The sequence below is a fragment of the Streptomyces sp. NPDC007896 genome (assembly GCF_042959425.1).
GTDB lineage: Bacteria > Actinomycetota > Actinomycetes > Streptomycetales > Streptomycetaceae > Streptomyces.
On sequence record NZ_JBIBKX010000005.1, the window covers coordinates 308,348 to 325,917 of the forward strand.

Below are 17,570 nucleotides of genomic sequence, written 5' to 3' on the forward strand. Positions count from 1 at the left end.
CAGCCGCGAGGTGTCGCCGAGGGGTTCCCCGCCCGCCTCATCGACGGTGAGCTCGCCCCGGTCCCGGGGCCGGTATCTCCAGGGCGGGCAGGCCGGTGGGGGTGCGCGGCCATCCGTCCGGGGTCCAGGTGACGGGTGCCGGCGCGGTCTCCCGGCCCAGGACGCAGGGTCCGTGCCGCGTGTGCGGCCGGGCGACGAGGTAGGCGAGGTACGACAGGCCGCCGGGGGTGTCCACCAGGCTGCCGTGCCCGGCCTTCTGGAGGGGCAGGTCCGGGTGATGGCGGGCGGTGATCAGCGGGTACGCGGGGTCGCGTTCGTAGGGGCCAGTCACGGTGCGCGAGCGGGCGACGGTGACCTGGGTGGTCGTAGCCCGTGCCGCCGTCCGCGGTCAGCAGGTAGTACCAGGGGCCGCGGCGGTAGAGGTTGGGGCCCTCGATCCAGCCGGCCCCGGGCGGCAGCACTACGGGTTCGGGCTCGCCGACCAGGCGACGCGTGGCCCGGTCGTAGCGGGTCACCTCCAGGCCGGCCGAGCCGCCGTGGCCCGGACGCCAGTCGTGGACCAGGTTCACCAGCCGGCTGTCGGCGCCGTCGTGGAAGAGGGAGGCGTCGAAACCGCGCGCGTGCAACGGCACCGGGTCGGACCAGGGCCCGTCGATCGACTCCGCGGTGACAGGTGGTTGGGGCTGTCGGTGAAGCCGCCCGCATAGGTCGACACATTGCTGTGGACGAGGTGGAACAAGCCGTCCGCCTGACTCAGGTTCGGCGCCCACACCCCGCCGCAGTCGGGACACCCGGTCAGGTCCAGCAAGCGCGTGCTGTCCAGTGCGCCGCCCAGGGGCCGCCAGTGCACGAGGTCCCTGGAATGGTGCAGCCGTACCCCCGGGCACCACTCGAACGTCGAGGTCGCCAGGTAGAAATCGGCTCCCACGCGGAGGATGGACGGGTCCGGATGCGAGCCGGCCAGGACCGGGTTCCGGACGACCTGCGCGGTCCGCTGCCGCATACGTCTCCTTCGACGGGCGATGATCGAGAGCGGGTGATCGAAGAGGACCGTAGTGTCGAACACGTTCGCAGGCAACGGTGGTTCTGCCGCCGGGAGCCCGTCCACACCGAAGGGATCGGAATCGATGAACGACGTCACGACCGAGAGCCAGGTCCGCTCGCTCAAGGAGGCCGTCGGGCGGTACGGCATCTGGAGCGTGGATCTGCGCTCGGAGGATCCGCAGCGGCGTGGCGAGCGCGCCGAGGCCGCCGCCGAGCTGGAGCAACTCGGCTTCGGCGCGGCCTGGTTGGGCGGCAGCGGCACCGCGGAGAACGCGGCGCCGCTCCTCGCGGCGACCGAGCGGCTCATCGTGGGGACCAGCATCCAGAGCATCTGGACGCAGGACGCCTTCGCGAGCGCGGCGGGCTTCGCGGAACTCGAGACGGCCCACTTCGGCCGCTTCGTGCTCGGCCTCGGGGTGAGCCACGCCAAGATGGCGGACCAGTACCGTCGCCCCTACGCGAGCATGGTCGCGTATCTGGACGAGCTGGACGCGAAGGGAGTGGCCGCGGGACGCCGGATGCTCGCCGCCCTCGGCCCGAAGATGCTGGAGCTCTCACGCGACCGCGCCGCCGGGGCACTCCCCTACCTCGTGACGCCGGAGCACACCGCGCAGGCCCGTGAGATCCTGGGCGAAGTCCCGCTGCTGGCACCGGAGTTCAAAGTCGTCCTGGAGACGGACCCGGACCGCGCCCGCACGCTCGCCCGAGGCGTCCTCGCCTTCTATCTGTCGCTGCCGAACTACACCAACAGCTTTCTGCGGCTGGGCTTTACCGAGTCGGACTTCGCGGACGGCGGCAGCGACCGCCTCGTGGACGCGCTCTTCGCCTGGGGCGACGAGGACCGTATCCGCGCCCGTGTCGAGGCCTTCCACGCGGCGGGCGCGGACCATGTGGCGCTCCAGGTGGTGACCGAGCAGATCCCCGACTCCCTCCCGCGCGAGGAGTGGCGCCGACTGGCGGGCATCCTGCTCTGATTCTTCCCTGTGCTTCCAGGTCCTTGCTGGTGCCTGGTGCCCTCCGTGGTGACTCACATGGTGTAACGCGCTACACCATCGATCCGGGGGGCCGGTCCCTCGTGGCGGCGGGCGGGCGACGGGATCGTTGACGGCAGAGATCGCAACGGACCTGTGCGTCCCCTGCCGAAGGAAAATCCCGTGAAGTCACTGCTCGCCGCCGTCCGGTCGTTCGTCGCCAACCTGCTGCTCTGGTCGTTCTTCGTGGGCGGCCTCGCCGCGAGCTCCGCCTCCGGCGCCGTCCTCGACGGCACGCAGAAGGACGTGGCCACGTACGCCGGTATCGCCGTGTCCCTCGTGGCGGGCTCGCGCATCGCGAAGAAGCCGAGGATCAAGGCGTTCCTGTCGACGCCGCCGGTGCTGTGGTTCCTGTTCCTGTTCAACGGCGCCGTGGCCGCGGTCTGCTACTTCACCATGGACGGCGTGAAGGGGATCATGGCCGCCGTCGGCATGGGTCTGGTCTCGCTGGGTGCGGCCGGCGGCCTCATCGCCGGTCGCCGGAAGAAGCCGGTCCAGGCGGTCGACCAGCCCTGGTACTGATCGCCCGGCCCACCCCACTTCCTCTGCCCCCTCGCCCCGTCACGCCCGAACTCCTCTGAAGGGACCCTCCCATGGCCGCTGACCGCCGACGTGGACGCCGCGTCGCCACCCTCGCCACCACCCTGGCCGCCGTCGCCCTGACCGCCGGGCTCGCCACCGGCTGCGACGACGTCGACAACTCACTGGACTGCCTGCACAACGCCGACACGATCGCCGACAGCCTCAAGGCGATCAACGAAGCCGGCCTGGACGCCGCGAAGGATCCCACCCAGACCGACAAGTCCATCGAGACCATCAACAAGAACCTCGACAAGATCGGCGACAAGACGGACGACGGCAAGGTCAACAAGGCGGTCGACAAGCTCGACAAGGCCGTCGCCGACTACAACAGGTCCATCCTGAACGGCGACACCAACCCGGACTCCAGCAAGATCGACGACGCGGCCCACGAGCTGAAGAACGTCTGCACGTCGTAACGTCAGGTGCGGCGTGCGGCCCACACCGTGCGCTCGGTGCGCACACGCAGATCGATGCGGCGCAGGATGCTGTGAGGGCTGTCGGTGTCGAGCAACCGGTCGAAAGCGGTCAGGTCCTCGGCCGTCAGGGCGGATGCGACGCCGCCGCGCATGCGACGCAGACTGCTGAGCGCGTAGCGGCCTGCCGCGTCGGTGTGGGGTGGGCCCATGTCGACGGTGATGGTGCGTTCGCCTTCGACGGTGAAGCCGGCTTCTGTCAGCTTGGTTCCCCAGTCGGCGCCGCGGTGGGGGACCTGCTCGGCGTGGTGGTGGTCGAGTGCGACATGGCAGCGCTCCTCCAGACCGGGAGCGTCTTCCGGGGCGCCTTCGGGCAGGAACCGGGGGAAGCCGGCCAGTTCGACGACGGCGAGCAGCCCGCCCGGTGCCAGCAGGTCGTGGATCTGGCGCAGGGTGCGGTCGGGGTCGGTCATGTGGTGCATGGAGGCCGATGCCCAGACCAGCTCCGGCGTGCCGACGTCGGGCCAAGCCGTCGCGTCGAGGTCGGCCCGCACGATACGCACACGGTCGGCCGCTCCGGCCGCGGCCGCCTTCTCCCGCAGGCGGTGCAGGTGGGCGGCTGAGAGGTCGACGGCCGTCAACTCCGCCTCGGGGAAGCGCTCGAGCAGAGCGAGGGTGCCGGCTCCGGTCCCACAGCCCAGATCCACGATGCGGCGGGGGCCGGTCCCGATGGGCAGCCAGGCGGTGATGGACGCGATGTGTTCGGCGAGTACTTCCGCGTCCAGGTCGAGGATCTCCGCCTGGTCGCCCGCGTCGTGCTCGTGCTCGCGCTCGTGAACATGGTGCGCTGTGTGCGGGGAGGGGTGGGTCATGCGCCCACGCTAAGCGGGCCGTCCGCGTGTGACCTGGCAGGTTGCCGAATGCGCAAGGCGATGGCCGACTGGACTGCGGAACACGCAAACGGTCACGGTGACGGGCGATTCGCTTTCCCGACGTCCTCGCCGCGCTGGTGGCCGCGGCGGGCGTCGCGGTCGAAGATGCCCAGGATCTCGCACGGTCCCCCCTCGGCACCGATGGCGTGCGGGAGCATCGTGGGGAACTCCGCCGCCTGGTTGGTCTCGATCCGCAAGCGCCGGTTACCCAGGAGCAGGACGGCGGTGCCGGAGAGGACGACGAGCCATTCGCGACCCGGATGGGCGCGCATGCGCGAGGGATTGTCGGGCGGCGGGTCGGTCATGCGCTGGCGTACGACGGTCATGCCGGGTTCTGCCTTGATGGGCCAGCGCATCAGCCCGTGGGCCGCGTCGATCATCGGGTTGGCGACGACGTCGTCTGCGGCGGTCTCGACCAGTTGGTCGAGGGAGGTGTCCAGGGCGCGGGCGAGGGTGACGAGCTGGTCCAGGGCCAGGCGGCGCTGACCGTTCTCGATGCGGCTGAGCGTGGACTGGCTGACCCGGGCGCGGGCGGCCAGCTCCTCCAGGGACCAGCCCTGGGCAACGCGCAGGGCGCGGATGCGTTTGCGTACCAGGCTGTCCAGCTCACCATTGTCTTGCGTCATAGGCAACATCGTATGCCTTCGCGGCAAGGCGCGATTAGCGTCGTCCGTGCTCGCCCCCCATACACAACGGCACGCCACTAACCGCGTAAGCCACGCCCCTAACCGCGTAAGCGAAGGGCGGGCCCACCCCTGTCACCCCTGGCTCTTCGGCTCCTGCTCCGGCGCCGATGTCCGCATGCCCTGTTGAGAGGAATCCATGAATCGGGCGCCGATGCGCGCGGCCAGCCGTGGGGCCCATGTCGTCGCACCCGCCGACATCATGACGGCCACCGACGTCGTCGCGCCCACCGCGCTCACCCCGGTAGCCGCCGTCGCGGTTCCCGGGGTGACGGGCGCCCCAGAGAAGGCGTCGACCAGGCGGCCGTGCTCGTCGCGCAGCGTCCAGCCGCTCAGGTTGAGCGTCGTTGCCGATCAGCCACATTTCCGTGACACTCCGCCCCTCCACACTCGCCCGGGCCATCACCCGTAAGTGGATCGCGGCCCCAGGGGTCGTCCGGCCCCGAACGGACAGGTTTGGGCTGAGCTTCCCAGGTCAGGCGTAGTGGTAGAACGCAGAGGAGAGAGGCATGTGTGCGGAGCACCGGACGAACTCCCCCGACACCGCGACCGTCCCCGGCCGACTGCGTTCCCCCGGACCACGCAGTCCGGCCGAGGCACGCGAGGCGGTCAGGCACGCACTCGAAGAGGACGTACGACGGTCCGGCGGGCGCGACAGCACGGGCGATGCCGTCGCCGTCGGCGATGCGCTGCTCGTCGCCACGGAACTCACCACCAACGCGATGCTGCACGGCGGCGGTGTCACCGAGTTCGAGGTGATGCTGGTCGACCGGGAAGTGCGCCTGTCGGTGAGCGACCACAGCCGGGAACTGCCCACACCGGCACAGCACTCCGACGAACCGGGACTCATGAGGATCGGGGGCCATGGCTGGCCGATCGTCTGCCGCCTCGCCCGCGACATCACCATCGCGGAGCTCCGCGCCGGCGGCAAGCGCATCACGGCCGTCGTACCGCTCTCACCTCACTAGGACTGGGATCACCAGGACTGGGGGGACGACGCCCCCGTCGTACTCCGGTGGTCGGCGGCCGCCGGAACGAGTTCACGCCGTGAGGGCCTGGCGAGGTGTGCCTGACGCGGAAGGTGCGCCTCGCACGACGGGGCGCACCGGGTATGTGGTCTTCGCCGGATCCACCACCGGGTCGCCCAGCTCGATCCGGCCCGCCGCGTGCAACGCGTCGCACTCGTCCGTGGGCAGGGCCACGTGACAACCACCGCGCCCGGAATCGGAACTGAGGGGCTGCCAGTAGCCGTAGCGGCGCCGCCCGTTGGCATGCACGGTGAGGCAGACGGGAACGCGCTGGACGGTGATCAGACGCATGACCTCGGCACCCCGGGGGCCGAGTGGAGCGGGCGTGCGCGGGAGGGATCGGAGCATCGTCAGCGGGCTCCGATCAGGGCTCGCGGCACGGCGCGGCGTCGGAGAGCGGGCGTCATGTGCGGGCGGCCTTTCGACAGACGGGTTCGATCGCGTACCGCTGGGAGCGGTGACGTTCTCGCTGCTCGGCATTGTTGCGGAGGGCACTGACAATGCGGTCGGGGCTGCTCCGAGGCACTCCCCCGGTCCGGTGCGAGTCCCGGACCGGGTCGGGTCCCGGACCCAGTCGGGTCCCGGTCCGGGTCGGGTCCCGTTCACCGCTGGTGCGGCAGTGTCCGTGCGCGAGGGGCAACGGGGGCGCGAGGGGAAGCAGGGGCATGCGGAGCGAGCAGGGCGCGGCCGTCGCGAGCGTCCTGTTCGCCCTGGACGAAGGGGTCGTCGGCGGGGTCGTAGGGTCCCGCGTGGTCGGCGAGCGTCTCGGTGACCCGCTCCCACTCCTCGGCCTCCGCCCGTGCGACGACCGCGCCCCGGCCGGTGAGCGCACCACTGCGAGCCGCCTTCCGGGCGACGGCCAGCGCGGGCCTTGCCTCGTGGTGCCCCATTCCCGTGGCCGAGCGGCGTACCCGCGCCCAGGCGGCACGCTCTTCGTCTGAGGGCTCCGGCACCTCGTCGCCCGTGTCGTCGACGGGACCGGACGTTCGGTGCTGCTCCAGGCTCACTGCTCCACCTCGTTCAGGTGCGGGGGCTGACATGTCCTTCGGCAGTCCCGTGTGCCCCGGTCGCGCGAACCGACACCCGCCGGCGGCGAAGAAGCGTTCACCAGGGCAGGAAGGCGTGCACGTCCTTGCCGTCGGGCCGCACCACGACGCTCACCTGGTGGCAGAGCGCGTGGAGGAGGTGCCAGCCGATTCCGCCCGCGCCGTGGGCCGGGTCGACACGGCGAGGCGCGGGCGGCGTCGTGCTGCTGTCGCGGAGCGTGACATGCACTCCGTCGAAGGTGGGGCGGATCCGGAGTTCGAAGGGCCCCGGAGCGTACTGGACCGTGTTGGCGGCCAGCTCCGTCACCACCAGCAGGATGTCGTCCCAGTGCTCGGCCGCTCCGGGCGGTGACGTCCGCGCGAGTTCGCACAGATAGTCGTCCGCCATGAGGCGGGCGTCAGTCACGTCGCGCAGCTGTCCGGGAAAGGTGCTGGTGAGGCCCTGGGGCTCGTCGCCGGGCACTTTCTCGTCCCCGTTCGGGTCGCTTTCCATCGCGCCTCCCCGGTCTCGTCGGCGGGATGTCCTGCTCGTCATCGCACCGCGCGTCGTCGCACAGGGCGTCCTCGGACAGGATGTCCTCGCACCGCGCGGGCGTCGCCCACCCTTCGCGACCCCGTGTCTACGATCCGGTGTGCCGGGACCTGCGGGCGACCGTACGCCGCCTCAGCGCGCGTCGTTCGGTCTCGCTCGTACCGCCCCAGACGCCGATGGTCTGCCCCGTGTCGAGCGCCCAGCTCAGGCACTCCTCACGGACGGGGCAGTGCCGGCATACGGCCTTCGCCTCTTCGATCTGCGGCAGCGCGGGGCCTGTGCTGCCGATGGGGAAGAACAGATCGGGGTCGACGCTCCGGCAGGCCGCAAACTCGCGCCAGTCGTTCATGGGAGCCTCCTGTGATCGCGATGATCTTGCGCGATCTGTGGTTCGTGGGACTTCGGTCCTCCTTCGGGTCACCCTTGATCGCACCTGCGAAACAGGCGGTTTCGCGCGGACAGCACCGTTTGAACGAGGAACAACGCGGACAGGCGTGTACGGGCACGGCGCCCCCGCATGCCCGTCCGGCGCGGCGAGGAGGCCCGAGTGGCAAGATGGGATCGCGGATGAGCGTCGTCGGCGCTTCGACGAACAAGCAGGTGGCACATGTCGCACGAGCCCGGCGAGGTCTGGGAGCAGTTCGCCGTCGCCCTGGCGGAAATGGCGCGAGATCTGCTGGCCCAGGACTCGGTCCAGGACACGCTGGACCGCATCGTGGAACATGCGACGGTTCTGATCAACGGTTGCGACGACGCCGGCATCCTCACCGTGCGGCGCGGTGAGGTGCGTCCTCTGGCGGCGACGAGCGACGTGGTGCGACGTGCGGACCAAATCCAGCAGGACCTGCGGGAAGGCCCGTGCTTCGACGCCGTGACCGACCGTCAGCAGATCTACACCATCGAGGACTTGAACCGACCGCATGAGCGCTGGTCCCACTTCGCCCCCGAGCTGAGGAAGCTCGGCATGGGGAGCGTGATGGGCTTCCTCCTCTTCACCGAGGACGACGAGCTCGGCGCCCTCAACCTGTACTCCCACCGGTCGCACACCTTCGACGAGGCCGCTCAGCGGGCCGGCTGGATCCTCGCCTCGCACGCGGCCGTGGCCTTCTCCGCGGCCCGTACGCATCAGCAGCTCGGTGACGCCCTGGAGACCCGTCACGAGATCGGCGAGGCCATGGGCATCCTCATGGAGCGCTACGGGCTGACCGAGGACTCGGCATTCAAGCTGCTCAAGAAGGCGTCCCAGGACCACAACATCAAACTGCGCGAGATCGCCCGCCGTATCTGCGAAACCGGCGAAAAGCCCAGCTGACCGCTCGGGGCGAAACGTGCGGCGATCCAGGACGAGCGACCGTGCGGAGACCGTCGAAACAGTCGCCGACCTGCTGTGACTTCGACCACCCCCTCTTGCCCCGGCAAAGAAGGCATACCTAAGTTTCGTTTCATGGCCCCACATAACCCCTCGCCTTCCGACGGCACCCCCGCGCTGGTCGACTTCTCCGTCGACCTCACCGCGCAGGAGGTGCAACGACAGGCCCAGGTCCTGGGCGCCCTCGGCCCCGACTGGGACCCGATGGAGGTCATGCTCGGCGAGGAGGCCGCGTACGACCTGCTGTACTCCGGTCTCGACGAGGAGCAGCAACGCCTGTACGACGACCTGGTCGCGGCCGGTGTGCTTCCCCCGCGCGGAGGCGGCCATGCTGCCGCTTGACCCGCAGGCGGACCGCGGGCGCCGCGCCTGGGTGAGCTGTCCGAACTGCAACGACAGTCGCGGGTGCGCACCGTGCGAGCAACGGCGCACCTGCTCCGACCACTGGCGCTATCTGCTCTCCAACACCGGCAGCCTGCTCCACCTTCAGTGCCCGTCCTGCACGCACGTGTGGGTCCACGAGAGCGGCTTCGGTGCCACCCGCTCCCTGTGGAACCGCATCACGAACGGCCGCCCGGATCCTCGCTGATCGCTCCGGCTCAGCGAGCGTGCGGGTCGGTGGGTGCCCGCGGTTCGTCGAGGACGTAACAGGCGATGAGTGCGGCCGTGTCGTCGTGGAGACGGTTGTCGCTGTAGGCGAGCAGATCGTGGTGGAGCCGGTCGAGGAGTTCCCGGGGCGGGAGGACTCCCCAGGAGCGGATGCGCTGGACGAGCGGGTAGAAGGCGCCGTCCCGGTCGCGCGTCTCGGTGACGCCGTCGGTGTACAGCAGGAGCTGATCGCCCGGCCGAAAGGGATGTTCCTCGGCGCGGTACGGCTCTCCGACGAGCACGCCGAGGTTGAGGGGCGGTGAGGACCGGTCCGTCTCCAGTTCGGTGACTTCGGCGGCGCTGATGAGCAGAGGGGGCGGGTGGCCACAGTTGACGATCCGCACGACACGGTCGGGGGTCACGATTTCCGCGAAGACCGCGGTGACGAAGCGCTCGGCCATGTCGCTGCCGGCGTGATCGGCGGCCCGGCGGCTCATGCTGGTCTCCACCCGGCCCGCCAGGGCGGCGAGGTCGGGTTCGTCGTGGGCGGCTTCCCGGAAGGCGCCGAGCAGGGCGGCGGCGGTCTCCACGGCGAAGAGACCTTTGCCTCGGACGTCACCGATCACGAGGCGGAGGCCGTGCGTCGTGGGCACCGCCTCGTAGAGATCGCCTCCGACTCGTGCCTCCGCGTCGGCGGAGAGATAGAAGCTCTCCACGAGGATGTCACCGACGCGGTGCGGAACGGGCCTGAGCAGGACGCGCTGGGCGATCTCGGCCACGAAGCGCACGGTGGCCAGCGTGCGCTCCCGTCGCATCCGGCTGACGGCCAGGATGGTTCCGAGGGTGCCGACGAGAGCGGTGCAGAAGTAGGCGGCCACGTAGTGGCGGTCCCACTGGTAGCCGACGGAACGTCCCGCACAGCACGGGGTACCGGCCAGGACCCCTTCGAACACGACGGCGAAGGCGGTGACGCAGACGACCATCACGGGGCCGTGGGCGAAGGCGGCCACCAACGGGAGAGCGATCAGCAGGAAGCTCACCGGCCACTCCACGGGTGTGATGGGCTCGATCAGCAGGACGACCGCGACGTAGAAAAGGGGTAGCCAGCGCATCCACAGGGGCGGTGCCGGCAGCGAGCGGCCCGTGCTGTTCGGGTGCGGCGCGGCGCTCTCCACCTTCGCGCCGCGGCCCCGCCACCTCACGGTGTCCCGCGGCGCTGGGCGAGGGGCGGGAGCTCGGACGCCACCGAGGCAAGGGGGTGCACCGAGAGCGGGCCCGCTAGCGGGCGACACGACTGACGGCTCGTTTGATGCAGCCTGTTCACACGGAACTCCTGGCACACGGTTTCGGCAAGACGCCCAGCCTGCTGCGACTCGGCACGGCGTACCGGTCATTGCTCCACTCAACGGCATGTCAGGCACCGGACCGTGCCGACGACACACCCGTCACCGCCGCTGCCTCGCGGGGACGTGCGTCAGAGTGCCTGGAGCTGGGTGAGCAGGCTCAGGGTGTCGGTGTTGACCCAGTACTCCGCGAACTCGCCGTCCCGCATGCGGAGTGTGTCGGTGCCGGTGAAGGTGACCACGGTCCCCGGCTGGGCCTTGGCGCCGGGGAAGCCGCCGGTGTAGGTGCCGGTGGCCGTCCAGCGCACCGATGCGTAGCGGCCGTCGACCAGCGGGGGGACCTCGATGGTGAAGCGCAGGTCGCGGAATGCCGCGCGGGTCTGGCCGATCCAGGCCACCAGGCCGTCGACGCCCCGGATGGAGCTGCCGTCACCGCCGTCGAGGAGGGCGGCGTGGACCCGGAAGCCGGGCGAGATGATGCCCGGGGCCTGGGCGAAATCGCCGTTCCAGAGCCGCAGCCACGCGTCGAGCATCGCCTTCGGCTTGTGCTCGGCTCCCCGGCGGTCGTGGGCCGTGGCCGTCCGCTCGGCCGCGGTGGCCGGCGAGGTGTCCGCGGCGGCCGTCGTGGCGGTGAAGGCGAGGGCGGCGATCGCCGCGGGGACGAGCAGCCGTGCCCGGTAGTGCCTCGGGGTGGCGGTGTGGGTGGTGGGGGTGGCGGTCATGGCGGTTCCTCGCGTTTCGGTGGGGGCGGGATTGCAGGGGACGGTGTGTGCGCGGCGGCAAGGCGCGCGATCGGTGGCTGCGGAAGGACCTGCTACGGGTTCAGCACGACCTTCCCGGCGACGGTGCCGGACTCGGCCAGCCGCAGGGCGTCGGCGACGCGGGTGAGGGGCAGTTGGGCGGCGATCTGGGGGGTGACGTCACCGCGCTGGAGGGCCCCGAAGACCTCGGTGAGGTCGGCGCGCAGCCGGGCCCGGAACCGGTCCTTGGCCAGGGCCCGCCCGGCCCAGACGTTGAAGAAGTAGGCGCGGCGGCGGTTGGGCAGCGCGTTCCACAGCCACACCCGGCCGAGCAGCTTGAGCACGGGCCACTGCTTGGAGCCCTCGTCGTCCCGGGTCGAGGCGCTGCCGTACGAGACGAGCGTGCCGCCGGGCGCGAGGAGGTGCCAGGAGTCGACCGCGCTGCGGCCGCCGACGTGGTCGAAGACGGCGTCCACCCCGCCGGGGGCGAGCTCGCGGACCCGTGCGGCCACGTCATCGGTGCGGTAGTCGACGGGGATGACGCCCCGCTCCCGCAGCGCGTCGTGGTGACGCGCGGACGCCGTGCCGATCACCTTCACGCCCGCGGCCCGGGCGAGCTGGACCAGGACCGAGCCGACGCCGCCGTTGGCACCGTGGACCAGGATGGTCTGCCCCGCGCAGACGCGTGCCTTGCGGTGCAGCATCTGCCAGGCGGTGATGCCGTTGACCACCACGGTCTCCGCCTCCGCCGCACCGATCCCCTCGGGCACCGGCACCACGTCCGCCGCGTCGACGAGTACGTGGCTCGCCCAGCCGCCGACCTTGACCAGCGCGGCCACCCGGGTGCCGACCAGACCGGGCTCGGCGCCCTCGCCGGCCGTGAGGACGGTGCCGACCAGGTCGTATCCGGGCACGAAAGGGAACGCCGGCTGGTCGTAGTACCGGCCGCGGCGCATCTGCTGCTCCGCGAAGGAGACCCCGGTCGCCTCCATCCGGATCACGACCTGGCCGGGGCCCGCGGCGGGCACCGCTCCGTGCCGGATCTCCAGCCCTTCCGGCTCCACCTTGCCCGGCAGTACGACCTCGACGAGTCCTTCGGCGTTCATGACGACCTCCACTGCGCTCCGCGTTGGCTGCTCACTTCTGCGTTCGTTAGAAGTTATAACTCAACGCGAAGGGGATGGTCAATAAGTTCCGTGATACCTTATAACTGTATCTTGCACCTATATCTCCGCGACTACCGAAAGGTGACAGGCCATGGTCGACACGGGCACGCAGACGTGCTCCGCTCCTCGCACTCAGTGCAGCGTGGCCTCCTCCGGAACGACCACCTGGTCGACCATGCGCCGGATCTGTTCCGTGGGGAGGGCCACCGCCATGGCCCAGTAGTAGATGGCGAGGCTGAGGACCGTGACCGCAGCCATGTCCCACCACAAGGGGAACCACGGGTGCTTGAGGGGGCCGAAGTCGCTGGCGTAGACGATGAGGCCCATGCCGATCAGATAGGCGGGGAGCCACTGGGCGGCACGCAGATCGAGTTGGGGCGTGATCGGGTTCATCTTGAACACGCGGTTGGCGATGAGGATGACGTAGCCGATCAGGATCGCGATGCCCAGTTTCCAGTCCGTGATCCAGCCCGACCACAGGATGAGGAAGTTGGCGACGACGAAGGCCAACGGGGACATCCAGCTGCCGCCGGGCAGCCGGTACGGGCGGTCGACGTCCGGGAGGCGGCGGCGGAAGACCCCGAAGGACAGGGGCGCGCCGGCATACATCAGCACGCTGGCACTGGTGATCAGCCCCACCAGCGAGCGCCAGCTCGGGAACGGCAGGAAGCACACACAGCCGACGACGAAGGCGGCGATGAGCCCGACCCAGGGCACCCCGTTCCGGTTGGTCGCCTCGAAGGACGACGGCACATAGCCGTTCCGGCTGAGCCCGTAGGAGACCCGCGAGGAGCCGGTGATGTAGATCAGGCCGGTGCCGGCGGGCGAGACCACCGCGTCGAGGTAGAGGACCGTGGCCAGCCAGCCCAGACTGATGAGCGTGGCGACCTGCGCGAAGGGACCGGTCAGGGTGTTGAAGGCGGCGGTGGCCCAGGTGCCCTGGATCTGGGAGGCGGGAAGCGCGGCGAGGAACGCGACCTGAAGCAGGATGTAGATGATCGCGCCGATCACGATGGAGCCGATCACCGCACGCGGGATGTCGCGTTTCGGGTTGGCGCTCTCACCGGCGAGCTGGTCGGCCTGTTCGAATCCGAGCAGCGCGAAGATGATGCCGCTGGAGGAGACCGCGGACAGGATGCCCTTCGCGCCGTAGGGGTTGAACCCGTCTGCGGCGGTGAAGTTGCCGACGTGGAACTGGGCGATGGCGAACACGAAGATCGTCAGCAGCGGGATGCCGACCTTCCACCAGGTCGCCGCGCTGTTGGTGCGGGCCAGCAGGCGGATGCTGAGGAAGTTGACGGCGGTGATCACCGCCATCAGCCCGACCGCGACGGCGATCCCGGAAGCGGTCAGGATGTGCTGGCCCCCCTGGGTCCTCAGCCAGCCGTTCGCCCATGAGTAGTGCTGGCCGTACGTGATCATGGCCAGCACCTCGATCGGCGCCACCGTGGCCGCCTGGAGCCAGGAGAACCAGCCGAACGACGCCCCCGCCGCGCCGCCGAACGCGTAGTGCGGGAAGCGGGCCGTACCGCCGGACACCGGATACATGCCGCCCAGTTCGGCATGGACCAACGCCAGGATGAGGATCGCGACACCGCCGATCCCCCAGGAGATGATCGCGGCCGGGCCCGCCGCCGCGAGGGCACCCTGCGCGCCGAACAGCCAGCCCGACCCGATGATCGACCCCTCCGAGGCCCAGATCAGCCCGATGAATCCGACTTCTCGCCTCAGGCCGGGAGGCCCGGTATGCGTGGCGGGTGCCGCTTCGGCAGTGCCCATGACCCTCACCCCTGCACCAAAGGGGATATACATCGCAATACCGCGATATCGGTACTTTAGCGTCCGAATGATGTGAGCACGAGCGGCAAGACGGGTCCGTTCCGCATCGGCAACCATTGACATGCACGCAACACTCTTCCAACACTGAACCCCAAAGGTCCATACCTTCTCCGGCAGTTGAGAATGGAAGGGGTTCACCCATGCGACGTGTTACGCGTCTTCGCTGGGGCCTGTCCGTCCTGTTAGCCCTCGGCACGTGCAGTCTGGGGCTGTTGCCCGTCGAGACGGCGACGGCACAACCGGCCGGTCCCCGCCCCCTCTCCCCCGGCCTGGTCACCGCCATGCAGCGGGACCTCGGCCTCACCGCGTCGCAGGCCCGCACCAGGGGTGAGCGGGAAGCCGCCGCCGCGAAGCTCGCGCCGCGCGCCGAGCGAGCGGCGGGGCGGGCGTTCGGCGGTTCCTGGTACGACCCGGCGCGCGGCAGCCTCGTCGTCGGAGTCACCGACACGAACACCTCGGCGGCCGACGCCGTACGAGCCACCGGCGCCACGGTCGTACGGGTCACGCACAGCGCCCGGACACTCGACGCGGCCAAGGCCGCCCTCGACGACACCGCCACGTCGGACGGCGCCCCCACAGCCGTCCGCAGTTGGCATGTCGACCCCCGCACCAGCCGCCTGGTGGCCGAGGTCCGAAAGGGCGCGGAGCACAGCGCCGCTGTGACGGCGTTCCTGGCACCCGCGCGCGAGGCAGGTCTGCTCACGGTCCACACCTCCGCCACCGCGCAGGCGCCGCGCACGTTCTCCGCGGGCACCGTCGGCGGCGACCCGTACTACATCAACGGCAACACCCGCTGCTCCATAGGCTTCTCCGTGGTGGGCGGCTTCGTGAGCGCCGGGCACTGCGGCTCGGCCGGCAGTTCCGTGGCCGGCTGGGACGGCTCGGCGATGGGCACCTTCGCCGGATCGTCATTCCCGGGCAACGACTACTCGTACATCCGGATCGGCAACGGCTGGTGGACCGTACCGGTGGTGCTCGGCTGGGGCACCGTCAGCGACGTACTCGTCCGCGGCTCGGCCGTGGCCCCCGTCGGCTCGTCCATCTGCCGCTCCGGCTCCACCACCCACTGGCACTGCGGCACCGTGCTGACCCAGAACGAGACCGTCAACTACAGCCAGGGATCCGTCTACGGCCTCACCGGCACCAGCGTCTGCGCCGAACCCGGCGACTCCGGCGGCTCGTTCATCACCGGCGACCAGGCCCAGGGCGTGACCTCGGGCGGCTGGGGCAACTGCACGAGCGGCGGCCAGACCTGGTTCCAGCCCGTGAACGAGATCCTCAGTACGTACGGACTCACCCTCGTCACCGCCTGACATCCACGGGCCGCGGGCCGAGCGCTCCCCGCTCGGCCCGCGGTCGGGGAGAAACGCTCCCGCGGTCACCGGCAGGTCACTGCTGACGGAGATCCTTCACCCGGCGGAGCTTGCCCAGTGAGCGCTCCAGGGTCTCCGGGTCGACGATCGCCACCTCGACGGTGACCCCCACGCCGTCCTTGACGCCCTGGGCGATCGTCTTCGCGGCCGCCTCCCGCTGCTCGGTCCCGGTCCCGGGGCGCGCCTCGACGCGTACGGTCATGTGGTCCATCCGGCCGCGACGGGTCAGCTGCACCTGGAAGTGCGGGGCGACACCGGGTGTGCGCAGCACGATCTCCTCGATCTGACTGGGGAAGACGTTCACACCGCGCAGGATGATCATGTCGTCGGAGCGGCCGGTGATCTTCTCGATGCGGCGGAAGGCGGGCCGTGCGGTGCCGGGCAGCAGCCGGGACAGGTCGCGGGTCCGGTAGCGGATGATCGGCAGGGCCTCCTTGGTGAGGGAGGTGAAGACCACCTCGCCCTCCTCGCCCTCGGCCAGCACGGCGCCGGTGAACGGATCGACCACCTCGGGGTAGAAGTGGTCCTCCCACACATGCAGCCCGTCCTTGGTCTCAACGCACTCCTGCGCGACTCCTGGGCCGATCACCTCGGACAGGCCGTAGATGTCGACCGCGTGGATGTCCATGCGCTCCTCGATCTCACGGCGCATCGCCTCCGTCCACGGCTCGGCCCCGAAGATGCCCACCTGGAGGGAGGTCGTGCGCGGGTCGACGCCCTGCCTCTCGAACTCGTCGAGCAGGGTGAGCATGTAGGACGGGGTGACCATGATGATCTCGGGCTCGAAGTCCTGGATGATCTGCACCTGGCGGGCCGTCATGCCGCCGGAGGCGGGGATCACCGTGCAGCCGGCGCGCTCGGCGCCGTAGTGCGCGCCCAGGCCGCCGGTGAACAGGCCGTACCCGTAGGAGATGTGCACCTTGTGCCCGCGACGGCCGCCGGCCGCGCGGATGGAGCGGGCGATCATGTCGGCCCACATGGACAGGTCGTTCTCGGTGTATCCGACGACCGTGGGGCGGCCCGTGGTGCCGCTGGAGGCGTGGATGCGCCGCACGTCCGCCATCGGGACGGCGAACATGCCGAAGGGGTAGGTCTCCCGCAGATCCGCCTTGGTGGTGAAGGGGAACCGGGACAGGTCCTCCAGGGAGCGGCAGTCGTCGGGCTTCATCCCCGCCTCGTCGAACTTCCTGCGGTACAGCTCCACGTTGTCGTACGCGTGCCGCAACGTCGCCCGCAGCCGGTCGAGTTGGAGCTCCCTCAGCTGCTCTCGGGTGAGGCGCTCGCCCTCGTCCAGCAGATCCTGCGGAAGCGGCTCTCCCAAGCGGGCCGGGCGGGGTCCGGTGGCCGCGCCGGCCGTCGCTGCGGTGTTCATCGCGACTCCTTCGTCGTCGTGCCTCTGATACTGCGACTGCGTCCGCGGAACTCCGCGATCGCCTCGTCGCCGCGCAGCACGCTCACGTCGTAGATGCCGCTGCGGCCGAACCGGGCGCGCTCGCGTGCCGTGGCCACCAGGACATCACCCTCGTACGCCGGGGCGACGAAGTCGATGTCGGCCCCGGCCGCGACGGTCACGGTCACGGGTCCGTGACTGTTGCAGGCGCAGGCGAAGGCGGTGTCGGCGAGCAGGAACAGATAGCCGCCGTGGGCGATCCCGTGTCCGTTCACCATCGCCGGCGTCAGGGTCATCCGGAGTACGGCGGTCCCTTCGCCCTGCTCGAGAAGCTCGATGCCCAGCGCCCGGGACGCCTCGTCCGCGGCGAACATCGCCTCGGCGGGCGTCGCCCCGGCCGATGTCGCTCTTGCGGCCTGCATCACCTTTTCCACCACCTTGTGTCCCGACCGAACATTCGGTTAGCGTGCG

The 17,570-nt window shown here is 70.3% G+C and carries 22 protein-coding genes and 1 pseudogene; 8 read left to right on the plus strand and 15 right to left on the minus strand.

Features of this window, described 5'->3' with window-relative positions:
- Window positions 1-37: 37 nt before the first annotated feature.
- From ACFZDJ_RS18810 to ACFZDJ_RS18820, 3 genes and pseudogenes are all read right to left on the minus strand, one after another.
- Window positions 38-331 (minus strand): family 43 glycosylhydrolase, encoded by a 294-nt coding sequence (locus tag ACFZDJ_RS18810; RefSeq protein WP_391060221.1) that lies wholly within the window; start codon window positions 329-331, stop codon window positions 38-40.
- Window positions 332-413: 82 nt separating this feature from the next.
- A pseudogene (locus ACFZDJ_RS18815) lies at window positions 414-632 on the minus strand (glycoside hydrolase 43 family protein); the annotation flags it as partial.
- The gene (locus ACFZDJ_RS18820) at window positions 566-1,141 is read right to left on the minus strand and encodes a family 43 glycosylhydrolase (RefSeq protein WP_391060223.1); all 576 of its coding nucleotides are present in this window, start codon (window positions 1,139-1,141) and stop codon (window positions 566-568) included. The pseudogene ACFZDJ_RS18815 and the gene ACFZDJ_RS18820, both read right to left, overlap by 67 nt.
- Between ACFZDJ_RS18820 and ACFZDJ_RS18825 the strand changes: the two genes are divergently transcribed.
- The 3 genes from ACFZDJ_RS18825 (at window position 1,128) to ACFZDJ_RS18835 (ending at window position 3,073) form a co-directional block, all read left to right on the plus strand.
- Complete coding sequence (locus tag ACFZDJ_RS18825; RefSeq protein WP_390935326.1) at window positions 1,128-2,018, plus strand: TIGR03620 family F420-dependent LLM class oxidoreductase; 891 nt, start codon at window positions 1,128-1,130, stop codon at window positions 2,016-2,018. The genes ACFZDJ_RS18820 and ACFZDJ_RS18825 overlap by 14 nt on opposite strands.
- A gap of 180 nt (window positions 2,019-2,198) precedes the next feature.
- Window positions 2,199-2,597, plus strand: a complete 399-nt coding sequence (locus ACFZDJ_RS18830) for a hypothetical protein (protein WP_389596629.1) — start codon at window positions 2,199-2,201, stop codon at window positions 2,595-2,597.
- Window positions 2,598-2,668: 71 nt separating this feature from the next.
- A complete protein-coding gene (locus ACFZDJ_RS18835; protein ID WP_390935324.1) occupies window positions 2,669-3,073 on the plus strand; it encodes a hypothetical protein in 405 nt (134 codons plus the stop codon).
- Between the two features lie 2 nt (window positions 3,074-3,075).
- Here the strand turns inward: ACFZDJ_RS18835 and ACFZDJ_RS18840 are convergent, their stop codons facing one another.
- Both ACFZDJ_RS18840 and ACFZDJ_RS18845 read right to left on the minus strand, forming a co-directional pair.
- Window positions 3,076-3,942, minus strand: a complete 867-nt coding sequence (locus ACFZDJ_RS18840; RefSeq protein ID WP_391060225.1) for a methyltransferase domain-containing protein — start codon at window positions 3,940-3,942, stop codon at window positions 3,076-3,078.
- Window positions 3,943-4,034: 92 nt separating this feature from the next.
- Window positions 4,035-4,628, minus strand: coding sequence for a helix-turn-helix domain-containing protein (locus ACFZDJ_RS18845; RefSeq protein ID WP_385377485.1), 594 nt, complete (start codon window positions 4,626-4,628; stop codon window positions 4,035-4,037).
- Between the two features lie 566 nt (window positions 4,629-5,194).
- On the opposite strand from ACFZDJ_RS18845, the gene ACFZDJ_RS18850 reads away from it, so the two are divergent.
- On the plus strand, window positions 5,195-5,653 hold the full coding sequence (locus ACFZDJ_RS18850; protein ID WP_391060227.1) for an ATP-binding protein: 459 nt from the start codon (window positions 5,195-5,197) through the stop codon (window positions 5,651-5,653).
- A 72-nt stretch (window positions 5,654-5,725) separates the two neighbouring features.
- Here ACFZDJ_RS18850 and ACFZDJ_RS18855 read toward each other — a convergent pair whose 3' ends face one another.
- The 4 genes from ACFZDJ_RS18855 to ACFZDJ_RS18870 form a co-directional block, all read right to left on the minus strand.
- Window positions 5,726-6,004, minus strand: a complete 279-nt coding sequence (locus ACFZDJ_RS18855; protein WP_391060229.1) for a hypothetical protein — start codon at window positions 6,002-6,004, stop codon at window positions 5,726-5,728.
- A gap of 311 nt (window positions 6,005-6,315) precedes the next feature.
- Complete coding sequence (locus tag ACFZDJ_RS18860) at window positions 6,316-6,720, minus strand: hypothetical protein (protein WP_390935315.1); 405 nt, start codon at window positions 6,718-6,720, stop codon at window positions 6,316-6,318.
- A 97-nt stretch (window positions 6,721-6,817) separates the two neighbouring features.
- Window positions 6,818-7,252 (minus strand): ATP-binding protein, encoded by a 435-nt coding sequence (locus ACFZDJ_RS18865; RefSeq protein WP_390935313.1) that lies wholly within the window; start codon window positions 7,250-7,252, stop codon window positions 6,818-6,820.
- A gap of 127 nt (window positions 7,253-7,379) precedes the next feature.
- Complete coding sequence (locus ACFZDJ_RS18870) at window positions 7,380-7,640, minus strand: WhiB family transcriptional regulator (RefSeq protein ID WP_390935311.1); 261 nt, start codon at window positions 7,638-7,640, stop codon at window positions 7,380-7,382.
- A 258-nt stretch (window positions 7,641-7,898) separates the two neighbouring features.
- Between ACFZDJ_RS18870 and ACFZDJ_RS18875 the strand changes: the two genes are divergently transcribed.
- From ACFZDJ_RS18875 to ACFZDJ_RS18885, 3 genes are all read left to right on the plus strand, one after another.
- Window positions 7,899-8,603: an ANTAR domain-containing protein gene (locus tag ACFZDJ_RS18875; RefSeq protein ID WP_390935309.1), complete on the plus strand. Its 705-nt coding sequence runs from the start codon at window positions 7,899-7,901 to the stop codon at window positions 8,601-8,603.
- Window positions 8,604-8,735: 132 nt separating this feature from the next.
- Window positions 8,736-9,002 carry a DUF6400 family protein gene (locus ACFZDJ_RS18880; protein WP_390935307.1) on the plus strand — a complete coding sequence of 89 codons (267 nt, stop codon included), beginning with the start codon at window positions 8,736-8,738 and terminating at the stop codon, window positions 9,000-9,002.
- Complete coding sequence (locus tag ACFZDJ_RS18885; protein WP_101402440.1) at window positions 8,989-9,249, plus strand: hypothetical protein; 261 nt, start codon at window positions 8,989-8,991, stop codon at window positions 9,247-9,249. Before ACFZDJ_RS18880 ends, ACFZDJ_RS18885 begins: the two co-directional genes overlap by 14 nt.
- A 10-nt stretch (window positions 9,250-9,259) precedes the next feature.
- On the opposite strand, the gene ACFZDJ_RS18890 is transcribed toward ACFZDJ_RS18885, so the two are convergent.
- The 4 genes from ACFZDJ_RS18890 to ACFZDJ_RS18905 form a co-directional block, all read right to left on the minus strand.
- Window positions 9,260-10,450: a SpoIIE family protein phosphatase gene (locus ACFZDJ_RS18890; protein ID WP_391060231.1), complete on the minus strand. Its 1,191-nt coding sequence runs from the start codon at window positions 10,448-10,450 to the stop codon at window positions 9,260-9,262.
- A 272-nt stretch (window positions 10,451-10,722) separates the two neighbouring features.
- Window positions 10,723-11,313, minus strand: a complete 591-nt coding sequence (locus ACFZDJ_RS18895) for an ester cyclase (protein ID WP_391060233.1) — start codon at window positions 11,311-11,313, stop codon at window positions 10,723-10,725.
- A gap of 92 nt (window positions 11,314-11,405) precedes the next feature.
- Window positions 11,406-12,437: a zinc-binding dehydrogenase gene (locus ACFZDJ_RS18900; RefSeq protein ID WP_391060235.1), complete on the minus strand. Its 1,032-nt coding sequence runs from the start codon at window positions 12,435-12,437 to the stop codon at window positions 11,406-11,408.
- A gap of 192 nt (window positions 12,438-12,629) precedes the next feature.
- Window positions 12,630-14,276, minus strand: a complete 1,647-nt coding sequence (locus ACFZDJ_RS18905) for an amino acid permease (RefSeq protein ID WP_391060237.1) — start codon at window positions 14,274-14,276, stop codon at window positions 12,630-12,632.
- 200 nt (window positions 14,277-14,476) lie between these two features.
- On the opposite strand from ACFZDJ_RS18905, the gene ACFZDJ_RS18910 reads away from it, so the two are divergent.
- The gene (locus tag ACFZDJ_RS18910; protein WP_384921205.1) at window positions 14,477-15,649 is read left to right on the plus strand and encodes a S1 family peptidase; all 1,173 of its coding nucleotides are present in this window, start codon (window positions 14,477-14,479) and stop codon (window positions 15,647-15,649) included.
- A gap of 76 nt (window positions 15,650-15,725) precedes the next feature.
- Here the strand turns inward: ACFZDJ_RS18910 and paaK are convergent, their stop codons facing one another.
- Window positions 15,726-17,081, minus strand: a complete 1,356-nt coding sequence (gene paaK, locus ACFZDJ_RS18915) for a phenylacetate--CoA ligase PaaK (protein ID WP_384921208.1) — start codon at window positions 17,079-17,081, stop codon at window positions 15,726-15,728.
- Complete coding sequence (gene paaI, locus ACFZDJ_RS18920; RefSeq protein ID WP_391060240.1) at window positions 17,078-17,521, minus strand: hydroxyphenylacetyl-CoA thioesterase PaaI; 444 nt, start codon at window positions 17,519-17,521, stop codon at window positions 17,078-17,080. Before paaI ends, paaK begins: the two co-directional genes overlap by 4 nt.
- Between the last annotated feature and the right edge of the window lie 49 nt (window positions 17,522-17,570).

Bases quoted from the DNA above. Each gene is read 5' to 3' on its own strand.
- ACFZDJ_RS18825 (WP_390935326.1), top strand. From the start codon at position 1,128: ATGAACGACGTCACGACCGAGAGCCAGGTCCGCTCGCTCAAGGAGGCC.
- ACFZDJ_RS18835 (WP_390935324.1), top strand. From the start codon at position 2,669: ATGGCCGCTGACCGCCGACGTGGACGCCGCGTCGCCACCCTCGCCACC.
- ACFZDJ_RS18840 (WP_391060225.1), bottom strand. From the start codon at position 3,942: ATGACCCACCCCTCCCCGCACACAGCGCACCATGTTCACGAGCGCGAG.
- ACFZDJ_RS18845 (WP_385377485.1), bottom strand. From the start codon at position 4,628: ATGACGCAAGACAATGGTGAGCTGGACAGCCTGGTACGCAAACGCATC.
- ACFZDJ_RS18850 (WP_391060227.1), top strand. From the start codon at position 5,195: ATGTGTGCGGAGCACCGGACGAACTCCCCCGACACCGCGACCGTCCCC.
- ACFZDJ_RS18855 (WP_391060229.1), bottom strand. From the start codon at position 6,004: ATGCGTCTGATCACCGTCCAGCGCGTTCCCGTCTGCCTCACCGTGCAT.
- ACFZDJ_RS18865 (WP_390935313.1), bottom strand. From the start codon at position 7,252: ATGGAAAGCGACCCGAACGGGGACGAGAAAGTGCCCGGCGACGAGCCC.
- ACFZDJ_RS18870 (WP_390935311.1), bottom strand. From the start codon at position 7,640: ATGAACGACTGGCGCGAGTTTGCGGCCTGCCGGAGCGTCGACCCCGAT.
- ACFZDJ_RS18875 (WP_390935309.1), top strand. From the start codon at position 7,899: ATGTCGCACGAGCCCGGCGAGGTCTGGGAGCAGTTCGCCGTCGCCCTG.
- ACFZDJ_RS18880 (WP_390935307.1), top strand. From the start codon at position 8,736: ATGGCCCCACATAACCCCTCGCCTTCCGACGGCACCCCCGCGCTGGTC.
- ACFZDJ_RS18885 (WP_101402440.1), top strand. From the start codon at position 8,989: ATGCTGCCGCTTGACCCGCAGGCGGACCGCGGGCGCCGCGCCTGGGTG.
- ACFZDJ_RS18895 (WP_391060233.1), bottom strand. From the start codon at position 11,313: ATGACCGCCACCCCCACCACCCACACCGCCACCCCGAGGCACTACCGG.
- ACFZDJ_RS18900 (WP_391060235.1), bottom strand. From the start codon at position 12,437: ATGAACGCCGAAGGACTCGTCGAGGTCGTACTGCCGGGCAAGGTGGAG.
- ACFZDJ_RS18905 (WP_391060237.1), bottom strand. From the start codon at position 14,276: ATGGGCACTGCCGAAGCGGCACCCGCCACGCATACCGGGCCTCCCGGC.
- ACFZDJ_RS18910 (WP_384921205.1), top strand. From the start codon at position 14,477: ATGCGACGTGTTACGCGTCTTCGCTGGGGCCTGTCCGTCCTGTTAGCC.
- paaK (WP_384921208.1), bottom strand. From the start codon at position 17,081: ATGAACACCGCAGCGACGGCCGGCGCGGCCACCGGACCCCGCCCGGCC.
- paaI (WP_391060240.1), bottom strand. From the start codon at position 17,521: ATGCAGGCCGCAAGAGCGACATCGGCCGGGGCGACGCCCGCCGAGGCG.